9 protein-coding genes are annotated in these 13,273 nt (G+C 57.3%); 4 read left to right on the forward strand and 5 right to left on the reverse strand.

What is annotated here, in order from left to right; translation table 11 throughout:
• Nucleotides 1-86 precede the first annotated feature (86 nt).
• The gene (locus tag J7413_RS10980) at nt 87-3,056 is read right to left on the reverse strand and encodes a calcium-binding protein (RefSeq protein WP_209098132.1); all 2,970 of its coding nucleotides are present in this window, start codon (nt 3,054-3,056) and stop codon (nt 87-89) included.
• A gap of 292 nt (nt 3,057-3,348) precedes the next feature.
• On the opposite strand from J7413_RS10980, the gene J7413_RS10985 reads away from it, so the two are divergent.
• On the forward strand, nt 3,349-4,521 hold the full coding sequence (locus J7413_RS10985) for a serine hydrolase domain-containing protein (RefSeq protein WP_209098494.1): 1,173 nt from the start codon (nt 3,349-3,351) through the stop codon (nt 4,519-4,521).
• A gap of 98 nt (nt 4,522-4,619) precedes the next feature.
• On the opposite strand, the gene J7413_RS10990 is transcribed toward J7413_RS10985, so the two are convergent.
• The 3 genes from J7413_RS10990 to J7413_RS11000 are packed head-to-tail and all read right to left on the reverse strand — an operon-like array spanning nt 4,620 to nt 6,662.
• Nucleotides 4,620-5,420, reverse strand: coding sequence for a metal ABC transporter permease (locus tag J7413_RS10990; protein WP_209098496.1), 801 nt, complete (start codon nt 5,418-5,420; stop codon nt 4,620-4,622).
• A 1-nt stretch (nt 5,421) separates the two neighbouring features.
• Nucleotides 5,422-6,180, reverse strand: coding sequence for a metal ABC transporter ATP-binding protein (locus J7413_RS10995; protein ID WP_209098133.1), 759 nt, complete (start codon nt 6,178-6,180; stop codon nt 5,422-5,424).
• Nucleotides 6,177-6,662: a transcriptional repressor gene (locus J7413_RS11000; RefSeq protein WP_209098134.1), complete on the reverse strand. Its 486-nt coding sequence runs from the start codon at nt 6,660-6,662 to the stop codon at nt 6,177-6,179. The genes J7413_RS10995 and J7413_RS11000 overlap by 4 nt, the downstream gene beginning before the upstream one ends.
• A 92-nt stretch (nt 6,663-6,754) precedes the next feature.
• On the opposite strand from J7413_RS11000, the gene J7413_RS11005 reads away from it, so the two are divergent.
• Nucleotides 6,755-7,909 carry a zinc ABC transporter substrate-binding protein gene (locus J7413_RS11005; RefSeq protein ID WP_247743466.1) on the forward strand — a complete coding sequence of 385 codons (1,155 nt, stop codon included), beginning with the start codon at nt 6,755-6,757 and terminating at the stop codon, nt 7,907-7,909.
• Nucleotides 7,910-7,927: 18 nt separating this feature from the next.
• Here J7413_RS11005 and J7413_RS11010 read toward each other — a convergent pair whose 3' ends face one another.
• A complete protein-coding gene (locus J7413_RS11010; protein WP_209098135.1) occupies nt 7,928-9,589 on the reverse strand; it encodes an ABC transporter substrate-binding protein in 1,662 nt (553 codons plus the stop codon).
• Between the two features lie 258 nt (nt 9,590-9,847).
• Between J7413_RS11010 and J7413_RS11015 the strand changes: the two genes are divergently transcribed.
• Together J7413_RS11015 and J7413_RS11020 are read left to right on the forward strand one after the other, a co-directional pair.
• A complete protein-coding gene (locus J7413_RS11015) occupies nt 9,848-10,927 on the forward strand; it encodes a glycosyltransferase family 2 protein (RefSeq protein ID WP_209098136.1) in 1,080 nt (359 codons plus the stop codon).
• A 44-nt stretch (nt 10,928-10,971) separates the two neighbouring features.
• Nucleotides 10,972-13,236, forward strand: coding sequence for a glycosyltransferase family 2 protein (locus tag J7413_RS11020; RefSeq protein WP_209098137.1), 2,265 nt, complete (start codon nt 10,972-10,974; stop codon nt 13,234-13,236).
• Nucleotides 13,237-13,273 lie beyond the last annotated feature (37 nt).

Here is a 13,273-nt window from a genome sequence, read left to right on the forward strand (position 1 = left end):
AGTCGCTGGCGGCGACCCTAACAGAGCCGCGCCCATCCGTGCAGGGGGATTTGCCTGCAATATCAGTCCTGTGTCTCAAATGCCCTTCACAGAAAACCTGACAATGGCAACACCAGCGCAGGGGCATCTTCAAAGGCCACCGCCTCAATCTCGGTCAACAGATAGTCGCGGCCTTCTGCCGTGACACGCACACGGTCGCCCTCTTGTGTCCAGCGATAGTCGGCGCGGGTGCCGGGCAGCAGCACCCGGTCCAGCCCGCCCCCGCCGTGCAACAGATCCCCTCTGCCTCGGGCCACCAGAATGTCATTGCCACCCCCGCCCAGCAGCACATCACGCTTGCCCGTGCCCTCCAGCCGGTCGCGCCCGTCGCTGCCCAGATAGATCCCACCATGCAAAAACGCATCTTTCGCGCGCGCTTCCGTCCAATGCGCGCCCTCCAGATTATAGGCGGTCAGCGTCTCGTGCCGTGGGCTCTTGTCCCACAGATGGCGCAGATGCCCCCAGCTGCCCCATTTGCTGGGGCGCCCAACATCGCTGTAGCCATTGAACCCCTGTCCGCCCAAAGCACGCCACGCGGCAAGCATGTCACTATACACTTCTGCCAGTTCGTCACTGGTGCTGAACGCGGTGAACATATCCGTAAGCGCATCATCGTTGGCCTCTTCGCCCACGCCCACCACATGGCTGCCGCCTTCATACATCAGGAGATCCAGGCCCGCTGCACGGGCGCGTTCAGCGTGATAGGGCAGATACTCCTCGGTCATCTGCCGCAGATCGCCGGTGCGCAGCGCCTCAGCGGCTTTTGCAAACACCCCATCATGGCGGCGCGCCTGCACAAAACTGCGCAATGCCGCCCGTTGCAGCCCCTCCGCCGCGCCCGCTGCCTCAGCGGCAGCGCGTGCCTCTTGGAGCCAGCCACGCACCATTTCCGCGCCATCCTCAACCCCCAGAGAGACACCGAAATAGCCTGTGACAGCGTAGGCCTCAAACAGATCGACCGGCGCTGGGTGGCCTTCTGCCTGCCACAGCGGCGCCTTGAGCAAATCGTCTTCATATCCGGGCCAGCCTGTGTGCACAGCGATCACACGACGCAGGCGTGTGTCCGCATCATCGCCGTAAACATCCCCCCAGATCTGTGCCATTTCCGCGGCTTTCATTCCGGCAAACTGCATCTGCACATTGCTGCCATTGCCCCAGCGGGCCTCACCTTCGCGCAACACCCATTGCGCCTGTTCAAACCCCCAGTTCCAAAGTTCGTTGGAATATTCCACATGGGCCACAAGCTCAGGATCAAGGTGGTCGCGCACATAGGTGGCAAAGCGTGTGATATAGTCCGGCTCGGCGAGATGCGGCATGTTAAACCACGGATCAGCGCCGATTTGATTGGCCAACGCCACCATTACCTCAACCGGAACGCCACGCCAGGAATAGGTGAAATCCTGTGTCGCGGGCCGCGCAGTCCAGGCGGATTGCGTGGAGGCATTGGTCTGCATCCAATCCATAAACCGGACCTGCCGCAGGTCATCCACAACATTCAACCAGTCCGGGTTGAAGATCATACCCGCCCGGGCCAATGGGATATGGACCATCGCCAGGACTTCAATGTCGCGGATGTAGTCCCCGGAAAGATCTGGATCAGGATTGCTGATCCTGAGCCCAACCAACCCCTCGCCAGGGGTGTAGTCAAACCAGATGGTGTTGGCCTCTTCGCGCACCACGCGTGCCCGGCCCGTCACCTCGATTGCCCCCTGACCTGCCCAGGTCACGCGGTAGCGTCCGGCCAGCCCGGTGGACTCCTCCGGCTGATCCGTGAACAGCACCGTTTCAATGGCTTCAATGTCCTCAGGCAATCCCCAGATCCAACCTTGGTCATCCACAAGGCCAAGATCTTGCAAATCTTCGAAATTCAATGCGCCCCAGCGGCCATCGACATGGCCCACCCAGGGGCGCGCTGTCTTCATGCGATTGAGAAATGGGTGCTGGGTTGACCAGTCTTTGACTTCGCTCAGCCCCATGGAAAGTGCCGGGTTTGCGAGCCCCAGACCAGCCAGTGAGGCCGCGCTGTCTTGCGCCGCTGACAGCCCGCTCTGCGCCAGTTGAATGCGTTTCTTTTCTGCCTCAATCGGGCGCAGCACCAGCCGGTGAATTTCATCGCGCACGGCTTCCCAATAGGTGCGCACATCTGGATCGATGGTGGCAGGCAGCGCAACCGCCAAAGGCAGCTCTGATTCAAACAAAGTTACATATGTGATCGCCCCGGCGAGCAGATAGAGGGTGGCCGTGCCATGGGGGGCATCGTCGGTGAAAAGCACATCAGAAGGGATTCCTTCCAGAACGCCGCCATCCAAAAGTTGGGTGAGCACTGTCGCCACGGGAACAAGGTCAATTTGCACCTCCGGCCGGGCCGCGCGCAGTTGGGCCACATAGGTGTCAAACCAATCGCGATACGCGCCCGTGTTGTGGCGCAGATATCTGAGCATCTGTTCCGCATCCGGCGGAAAACTGTCGATCTGATTGCCCATATACGCCCAGCCCTCATAAATCGCGTAGCGCACGGGGGCAGCGTCTTGCAGGCGTCCTTCAATATTGTCGATGACCGCCAAAGTGGCAGAGAGCGGCGACGCATTGGAGGGGTTGCTGTCTTCATAAGGCAGCTCTGGGGCGCGGTATTGAATGAAATTGGCGGGGGTGATCAGCACCGTGTCCCAGCCAACATCGCCAAAATTGCGATAGGCGCGGGTCCAGGCCCGTTCAACGTCTTGCAGGCGCCAGTTGGCAGAGGGTCGGCCGCTTTCGGCAAAATCGCGCAAAAACCCCCATTGCCCATCAAGGCGCAGCTCGGTTCCGGCCGCCTCAGCCAAAACAGCCATCCAGTGTGGCACCGTGGTCTCGTCGCTGTCCGTAAGATGGTGAACCAGACTGTTGCCATAAACATATATGCGCTGGTCGTCAGTTTTGTCGGTGTTGGCGTCTGTCTGTGCCAGCGCACCCTGCGCAGCGCATATCATGGCGACCAACGCCAGACCGCGTCTGATCCACAATGTCGTATCGATCATGGTTTCTCCCTGACCCGCAGCTTCTTGCCGCCCGAATTCCTGTCCGAAGTCACATCTACACAATCACTATGCTGTGATTCCCATACAGCATCAAAGCCGATGAGCTTTAATAGATCGTGCCATTGCGTGGTTTTGTTCAAAAACTACGTAGTCTTACCACCTTGCCCGCCCAGAGGGCTGCGGGCAGTGTTTGGGCATGTGCGATGGACTTGGGAGGAGCACAATGATCGGCAATGCGCGTCCGGAAACCCGTGGCTTTGCGCCACAGCGACTTGCGGTCCTGTCTGGCTGGATGGATCAGTTGGTGACAGACCGTAAATATGCGGGCTGTGGCATTCTGATTGCGCGCGAGGGGGATGTGGTGTTCGATCACAGCACCGGACAGCGCAGTCTGTCGCGCAACCTGCCGTTTGAACGTGACACCGTTGCACGTATTTACTCCATGACCAAACCGATCACCACGGTTGCGCTCATGATGCTGGTTGAACGGGGCCTGCTGCATCTGGATGCCCCGGCGTCTGAGTTCATCCCGGCATTCGCTGACAGCCACGCATTGATTGCAGGCGCGACGTCAATGGATCAGGTGACACCCTGCGCCAGCCCGACCCTGCATCAACTGGCAACCCACACCAGCGGTCTCACCTATCCGTTCAATCCGGGCCTGCTGGCGCAGGCGATGGATGCCGACGATCTGATATTCAAACCCAATCAGGGTCCTCTTGAAGGCGTCGTCAATAAAGTTGCCGCGCTGCCGCTTGCCTTTGTGCCGGGGCAGCGGTGGGAATACTCTGTGGGCATCGACATTCTGGGCCGGGTGATCGAAGTGGTTTCGGGCAAGTCTCTCGAGGTGTTTCTGCGCACAGAAATCCTTGATCCGCTTGGCATGACCGAAACAGGGTTTTCCGTCGTGCTGGGCACACAGTCGCGCTTTGCCGATCTTTACACCCCGCTGGAAGGGGACGCGATGGCGCTCAACGCAGCCAAGGCTGGTGCGGACACCCTGCGCGAGGTCGACAGCGCTGAGAGCTCGCCTTTCCTGAAGGCAGAGACGTTCTCCGGTGGCGGCGGGCTTGTGGGCACCATGGATGACTATTTGCGATTTGCCGAAATGCTGCGGTGCGGTGGCGCGCTGGGCGAGGCGCGCCTGCTCGCGCCACGCACTGTGGATTTCATGATGGCCAATCACCTGCCCGGAGACATCGCCTCCATGGGGCCACAGAGTTTTGCCGAGCAGCCGATGGATGGCATGGGCTTTGGGCTCGGTGGTGCTGTCGTGCTGGATCCCGCGCGTGCGCGTTGCCCGGGCAGCGTCGGCGATTTCAGCTGGGGGGGCATGGCCTCAACCTTCTTCTGGGTCGACCCAAAAGAAGCCCTATCCGTGGTCTTCTTCACGCAGCTGTCTCCATCAAGCTCCTATCCAACGCGCGCCCAGCTCAAAGCACTGGTGCAGGCAGCCCTCCTTTAGAAGGGCTGCCACAAGTGTTAACGCGTTTTGGTGGGCCGAAATTCCACCTACGCAATACCGTTGGGATACCGACGCAATACCGACGTCTCTGCAAATGGTTAATTTTGCGCTGGGCGCAGCACGCGCCCTGCGATGGTCATCACCAGAAACAGCACCGCTGCCACGCAGACCACCGATGGTCCAGCCGGCGTATCCATTTGATAAGACAGGCCCAATCCGCCCACAGCCGCCGTTGCGCCAATCGTTGCCGCCCCAAAGGCCATCGCTTCCGGAGACCGCGCCACAGCCCGCGCCCCTGCCGCTGGAATGATCAGCATCGCCACAATCAAAAGCGCCCCAACCACCTTGATCGCCACCGCCACAACAATGGCCAGCGCAAAGGTCATAAGCTGTTGTTCTCTATAAGGATTCAGCCCGCTGGCATAGGCCAGATCCCGGTTGAGCGTGGCCGTCAGCAGCGCTTGCCAGCGCCAGGCCATGATGCCCACAACCAGCGCAGCACCTGCCCAAATCACAATCAGATCCGTCTTGCTGACTGCCAGAATGTCTCCAAAAAGATAAGACATGAGGTCCAACCGCACCCCTTGCAAGAAGGACACCGCCACCAGTCCAAACGCCAGCGCCGAATGGGCCAGAACCCCCAGCAGCGTGTCCACGCCAAATCCTTTTTCTGAAAGATTTGAAACAGTTAGCGCCATCGCGAGCGCGATCGCCATGGCCCCCGCAAAAATCGACACGCCAAGCGCCAAAGACAGCGCGACCCCAAGGATCGCCGCATGGGCCGTGGCGTCCCCGAAATAGGCCATCCGACGCCAGACCACAAAACAGCCCAAAGGCGCCGCGGCAAGGGCGACGCCAACGCCTGCGAAAAGCGCGCGAACAAGAAAGTCGTCAAACATATCAGGAGGTTCCGTGATCATGATGCGCGTGGTCGTCGCAATGGTCGTGATGATCGTGGTGGTGATCATGTTCGTGTCGATAGAGGGCCAGCGCGCCGTGCGTACCCGTGCCAAACAATGCACGATATTCGGGAGCCGAGGCGACAATTTCCGGTGTGCCGTGGCAGCAAACATGCCCATTCAGGCACACAACCCGATCAGAGGCGCTCATCACAACATGCAGCTCGTGGCTGACCATCAAAATGGCTGCCCCAGTGTCCTGCCGGACCTGTTCAATTTGTGTGTAAAGGTCGGCAGATCCGGGCTGATCCAGCCCCGTTGTGGGCTCGTCCAAAATCAGTAAGTCTGGCGCGTCCATCAGTGCGCGCGCCAAAAGCACCCGCTGAAATTGTCCGCCTGAGAGGCCCGCCATGGGCCGGTGTTCCAGGCCTTGTGCCCCGACTTGCGCGAGCGCTTCTTGTACCTGTGCTTTGCTGCGCTTGACGGGCAGCGACAAAAAGCGTGCTGCGGTCAAAGGCATCGTTGCATCAATCGCGAGGCGCTGTGGCACATAGCCGATGCGCATGCCAGCCGCCCTTAAAATGGTGCCATGATCTGGTTTCAGCGCGCCGATAATACAACGCAAAAGTGTCGATTTGCCACTGCCGTTTGGCCCCACGATGGTGACAATCTCGCCTTTGTCTATCGTCAGATCCACGTTGCTGAGCGCCTGATGCGAGCCGCGTTTCACCGACATTTTGTTGACGGTCACCAGTCTCATGCGGGCGCATCCGCCATTGGTGCGCAGTCCGGGCAAAGGCCCTCCGCTTCAACCACCGTGCTTTCTACGACAAAGCCCATTGATTTTGCCGCAGCCCCCAAGGTCGATTTGAGCGACGCAGCCGTTTCCCCAACCGTGTTGCATCCGCGGCAGATCAAGAAAATTGGCGTGTGTGTGTCGCCGGGGTGGGCGCAAGCCACGTAGGCGTTGAGTTTCTGCACCTTATGGACAAAGCCATTAAGGACCAGAAAATCGAGCGCACGATATACAACCGGAGGTTGTGAGGCATAGCCCTCATCTGAGAGGATGCCCAGAATGTCATAGGCCCCCATGGCACGGTGTTCTTGCAGCAGAATTTCCAGCACGCGCCGGCGCCCTTTGGTCAGTCGCAGGCCTTTGGCTGCACAGGTTTCTTCCGCTGCGCGCAATCCACTTCCCACACAGGCCGTATGGTCATGGCTTTGAAATCCCACGGTTTGCATGGTGTCTCCTGACGGTTTCAGACGATTTGTCACTTGATATAGTATAACGTTTCAAATACAGCCAGCCCCGTAACAACAAAAGGAGCGCTGACATGCGATTCATTCCTATGGTCTTCGCGGCGACCTTACTCGCCGCGCCTCTGCGGGCAGAAGCGCCTCGCGTTGTCACCGATATCCTACCAGTCCAAGCTCTGGTCGCCAAGGTCATGGAAGGTGTTGGAACACCTGAACAACTTCTCCCCGCAAATCAATCTCCTCACAGCTACGCCCTACGCCCATCGGAAGCCCGTGCGCTGCAAAACGCCGATCTGGTGGTTTGGATTGGCACCGAGCTCTCTCCGGCAATGGACGAAGCCATCGACAGTCTCGTCAGCGAAGGCGAAGCATTTTCCCTACTCCACTTGAATGGCACACGCGAGCTGGAGTTCCGTGAAGAAGGGGCTTTCCTTGAGATCTCGTTGAGCGAAGACGGCGACCATGAGGGTCATGGGCACGACGCACATGGCCACGACGATCACGGTCATGACGACCACGATGATCACGCCGATGAACATGATCATGACGATCACGCGGATCACAAAGACGACGATCATGCAGGGCACGACGATCATGATCATGGTGAGGAAAAGCATGCCGATCATGATGCTCACGACGCACATGAAGGCCACGACGATCACGATGATCACGCAGAAGCAGGCCATGATGATGAACATCATCACGACCACGACGGAGTAGATCCTCATGCGTGGCTCGACCCTCAGAATGCACAGTTCTGGATGGGCGCAATTGCCGAGAAACTGGCAACGCTTGATCCCGAAAATGCCGAAGCTTACCGCGCCAATGCCGTCGCAGGTCAGGCCGAACTGGAAGCGTTGAGCACGGAAATTGCCGCAGAGCTGGCTCCGCTGAAGGGTCACGGTTTTGTGGTCTTCCATGACGCTTACCAGTACTTTGAAACCCGTTTTGGTCTGTCAGCGTCCGGCGCGATCTTGTCGGGTGATGGCGCGGCCCCAAGCGCTGCGCGCTTGGATGCCGTGCGGGATGTCCTGCATGAAAAAGGCGTCACCTGTGTCTTCACAGAGCCGCAGTTCAACGCAAAAGTTGTGAAAGCGATCAGCTCAGGTTTGGATTTGCATTCCGAAGAGCTCGACCCCCTCGGCGCGACGCTTGAAACAGCAGACTATCCCGCTCTGATCCGCAATATGGCAGAGCAGTTTGAGCATTGCCTTGGTGGTCACGACCACTAACCTCACGTCCGTTCGGAATTAGGTCCAATGCAATTCGGCGGGGCGTATTTCAAATGAAATATGATGCGCCCCGCCTGCCAGCCCTTCAACGGTATGGTTTGCCAAAGCCCGCCAATAGGGTTGGATGGTCACTGCGTCGTCCTGTAGCATCCGCTCCCCTCGCTCGACCAGCGAGCGCCGCTTGTTTAGGTCAAGCGTTCCGATGGCCTCATCCAGCAAGGCGTCAAATGCGGGGTTTGCATATCCAAACTCATTCCAGGCTTCGCCGCTGCGATAGGCCAATGCCCAGATCTGCACACCCAGTGGGCGGTGGTTCCAGTCCGTCGCGCTGAAGGGAAATCTGTCCCAGTTTTCCCAATAGACATGGCTGGGCACAATCGTGGTTTTGGCCTTGAAGCCCGCGTCGCGCAATTGGGCAACCACCGCATCGGTGGTATTCTTGCGCCAGAGATCGTCAATGGTATGGACCTCCATTTCAAACCCGTCCCAGCCTGCGTCTTTTAGCAACGCGAAGGCTGCGCGTGGATCATGTTCGGGCTGTCCTATATTGGTGTATTCTGGATGCGCGGGGCCGATATGGTGATTTTCAGCGGGCATGCCGTGTCCGGCATTGCCCAGTTCGAGCACAATCTCATTGTCCACTGCCATGGCAATCGCACGCCGCACACGTGGGTCTGCATAGGGGGTCTGGCCGCCCACTTCTGCAGTTTGGCGCGGGCGCACGACCACCGTTGCCATTGAGATCACGTCGTTTTTGATCCAGTTGTCGGTCCCGCCAATCAAATCTGCATATTCGCCTTCAACGGAGTAGGTCATGTCAATTTCGCCAGCTCTTGCTGCGTGAGCCCACACTGCGGGGTCTGTTCCCAGATCAATGAAGTCGATCTGATCAACCCATGCGCCGTTGCCTGCGTTCCACCATGTATGATCCATATTGCGCTTCAATACGCCACGTACGCCAACCTCCAGGCTTGCAGGCAGATAGGCTCCCGTTCCTACAGGGTCTTCCAGCATGGTCTCAGCATCAAAATCGGCTGGCACTATCGCCGCCGGGTAATCTGTCATGCTTGGAATCAGCGTGATGTCGGGTTTGGGAAGATTGAGCCGCACAGTGTGCTGATCCAAAAGCTCGATGGCGCCCGCCAAAGCGGAGTTGGTGTTAGGATCGATCAATGTGGAAAAGCGCCCCGCCATAGAGTTGCCAGCAACATTGCGTTCGCACCACCGCCCAATATTGCGCGCCACGTCTTCTGCCGTGAACGCCGCGCCATTGTTCCAGCGCACGCCTTTGCGCACGTTTAGTGTATAGGTGCGCGCATCTTCTGAAATCTCCCAGCTTTCCAAAAGGGCGGGCCGAAATGTGCCATCGTTCTCATAGGTGACAAGATACTCCAGCCAACCCCGTGTGAAGTTCGCAATTTGTGGCCAATCAAACAGTCTTGGATCCTTGAGGGCACGCACGTCTTGCTGAATGCGCACAACACCGCCGCTGGAGGCAACAGCCTGTGCCATAGCGGGGCGGGTTTGTCCAAGCATCGCATAGGCCGTGGCGGCGCTGGCGCCAAACGCACTTGCGAGGGTCAGAAATTCTCGTCGCGAAATCTGATCGCGTCCTGCGATTTGCGCCTGGTCAATCAGGCTTTGTGGCAGGGGGGCTCCTGTGCGGCTTAGAAATGGCATTGGCGTCCCTTTGGGGGTGGCTAGCGTATATGCGAATAATTCTGTTTGTCGGAATGTTTGGCCTTCATGGCCAAAATGTCAAAGCTTCACGGGTCACAATTCGGGCTGAGGCCGCATTTCTTTTTGCAGCAGCCCGTAGATTTTTTCGGCACACACTCTACGGCGTATGTGTACCTGCGAAGTCTCATGTGTGATGCAACCTTTAAGGATTTTGTCGCAGAGGCTTTGCACGCCCTTTCCCTGTGATATGCAGACCCTATGAAACTTGCCCGCGACATGGCGCAAACGCGCATTCTCAGCGTCACTTCCGTGCGAAATGAGGCGCCGTATCTGTTGGAGTGGATCGCACACCACAAAGCCGCGGGCGTCACGGATTTTTTGATCTTCTCCAATGATTGCGATGATGGCACGCACGAGATGCTGGTCACGCTAGACGATGCAGGTGTTCTCACTCATGTGCCGCACGCGCCCACGCCAGGCAAAAGCATCCAATGGCAGGCGCTGCGCCAAGCCTGGAAGCATCCGCTTCGCAAGCAGGCTGATTGGATTTTGGTCTCCGACGTAGACGAGTTTCTCAATATTCATGTGCCCGGCCATCGGATCCCTGATCTGCTTGCCAAGTTGCCTGACGAAACTGACGCGATTGTCCTGCCTTGGCGGTTGTTTGGGAACAATGATCAGGTGTTGATTGAGGACCGCCCGGTCACAGAGCAGTTCACGCGGGCGATCGCGGCCGATGCGCAATATCCCGTTGCGGCAAGCCTGTTCAAAATGCTGTTCCGTACCTCGGGTCCATTTAATCAGCTTGGGGTGCACCGACCAAAACAAAAGGCCCCGGAGAAGGCGGGTTTGCCCAATATCTTTGATGGCTCTGGTCACCCTGCGCATCCGTATTTGGCAGAAAACCCAGCAAGGCTGTCTCTCTATGGGCTTGGTGTGGCGCGTAACTTGGTCGAACTCAATCACTACGCCGTGCGTTCAGCAGCATCGTTTGTTGTGAAAAACGAACGAGGTCTGCCCAATCGGACAGGCAAAAAGGTTGATCTGGCCTATTGGGTCGAACGAAACTTCAATTCTGAAGACTGCCGCTCAATTGCGAAGATGCGCCCAGCCACCGAAGGGGTGCTGGGGGAATTATTGTCAATTTCCGGGATCGCGGATCTCCACAAGGCAGCTGTGACCTGGCACCAGGAACGGTTTGTGACGCTTGTGACGCGACCAGAGGGGCAAGAGCTTATGTCTCAAATTCTCACGGCAGGCAGCAGTCAGGTGCCACCCCAGCATTTGCAGCGGCAGTTGGTAAGGTGGTATCAACGTGCAAACAATAAAATGTCCTGAAGGCAGCTTGCGGTCAGGACAGCAGGCGAGGCAAAGGCGAACATATGCGTAAAGCTGCATTTCAACTGTGCGAAGTGAGCAGCGTCGATCTTGCCGGGGCAAGGTTGCTCTCTTGTGTTACGAGCTCTGAGGGTGAGGGCGGTGAAGCCCAGGCGTTTTTTAAGTCAGGTGTTGATGCCGCGGCTTTTGAGGCGCGGACAGGCACAGAGATCTTGGGGCGTCGCAGCATTGGCAGCGCGGCAGTGCTCCACCTCAGCTACACGGGTATCAACCCGCAGCTACACTTTCAGAACTCACAATTCAGCTTGCCGCTCACACAATCAGAGGGAGAATTGTTTGAGGGGCTGAATGTTGCGTTGGCAGTGCGCAATGGCGAAACGGCGACGGCCACACTGGCTTGGCTTCGGTATCATTGTGCACGTCACAACCTGCAAGGCGCAGTGATTCTGGATCGCGCGCGGCCGGGTGCCGATCAAGACTACATTGCGGATGTTGAGGCCGGACTTTCCGAAATTAAGGGCCTAAAGCAGGTTTTGGTCGTGCGCTTTGATGTGCCGCTTGGTCATGAGGATCAGCCTGCAGAGGCACATCCGATCAACGCGCCCGATGCCCCCGGCAAAGACCGCATGGAAATTCCGGAGGCTGCGCCGTGGGAGTCCCCGCTTGGGGAAGTGCAGGTTTTTGAGTTGCTGCGGCACCGTTGGCTTAACAGTGCACGGGCTGTCGCCTTGTTGGATATCTCTGATTTGGTGAGCGAAACCACCGGGAAAGGGACCAAAGGGCGCACGTTGTTTGATATGGCTGTAAAGTCGGAGAGCGGTGTGGTGACGCTCTTGGGACAGCATTGCTATCCGTGGCGCGTGCGGAAGGATCAAGAGGCCACGCATGCCGACCATATTTGTGTTCAGTTTGATGCCACCAAACTGCGCCGCCGCTGGGTGATCGCCCCTAAAAAGGCGGCAAAAAATGTGGTTTGGCGCTTGATCCGCGTGGTTGGGGCACAAACACAAGCCGACGAATGGGTTAAGTTTTATCGCTGTATGGCCTTGCGCCATCCAACGCCGAATGTTGGGCGTATTGTGCCCAAGACATCTCTGATCGAGGACCGCGAACTGCTCAAGCTTGCGCGTAAGAAGTTTGATCACAAGCCACTTCGCATGCCAGAGATCCCAGCGCCGAAGGTAGACCCGGCAGAGAATGATGTGGCCATCATTACCTGTATGAAGAACGAAGGCCCCTTCATTCTGGAATGGCTCGCGTATCACCGGGCGATCGGCGTGAACAGGTTCCTTGTTTATACCAACGATTGCAATGATGGCACAGATAGCTTCTTGGATTTATTGCAAGAAAAGGGGTTTGTTCAACACAGAGACAACCCTTTCAAAGGTACGGATCTCAAGCCGCAACATGCGGCATTGCAGGCAGGTGAGGCTGAACCAGTGATCCAAAACGCCGATTGGGTCATCTCTATGGATGTGGATGAGTTCATCAATGTGAAAACCGGCGACGGCACGCTGGCGGCACTTTTCAAAGCTGTCGGGGATGCCAATTTGATCTCCTGCACATGGCGGCTGTTTGGCAATTCCGATGTGCATGAATACAGCGATGCGCCGCTTATGGCACAATTTACACGTTGTGCGCTTGAGCAAACCCGTAAACCGCATCAAGCTTGGGGATTTAAGACGCTCTATCGAAACATCGGGCTTTTCAAAAAGCTGGGTGTGCATCGACCCAAGGGGCTCAATCCTCAGCTTTGGTCGCATATCCATTGGGTTAACGGCTCCGGACAAGCCTTGCCCAAAGATATGTATCGCAATGCATGGCGATCCACGGCGAGTACCGTTGGCTATGATCTGGTGCAGCTCAATCACTACGCCGTGCGATCTGCGGAGAGCTTTCTGGTAAAGCGTGATCGAGGTCGTGTGAACCATGTCGACCGAGACCAAGGCATGGCCTATTGGTTCCGAATGAACAACAATACAGTTGAAGACACCTCCATTCAGAGAATGATGCCAGCCATGCAGGCCGAAATGGATCGTCTTCTGTCAGACCCGGAGATCGCCGCAGCGCATGCGTTTTCGGTAGAGCGTCATCAAGAAAAGATCCGAGAGCTTCGTAAAACATCAAACTATTCAAAATTTTACGAGGATTTGACGAGCGCTAGGCAAGAACGGTTGGCCCGCTTGCACCCGCATTTTGGGGCCAATGTTTTTTTGGCGGGCCCTGAGGTTATCCCGGATTGGGTGGTGGAACGCGACCTGCCTGATGATTTCTTTTTTACAGTCGAGAAACAAGACACAGCACATTGAGTATCCCTTGGATTGAAAATCAAATGGAAACAGTGCA

The organism is Shimia sp. R10_1 (genome assembly GCF_017744095.1).
Classification (GTDB): domain Bacteria; phylum Pseudomonadota; class Alphaproteobacteria; order Rhodobacterales; family Rhodobacteraceae; genus Shimia.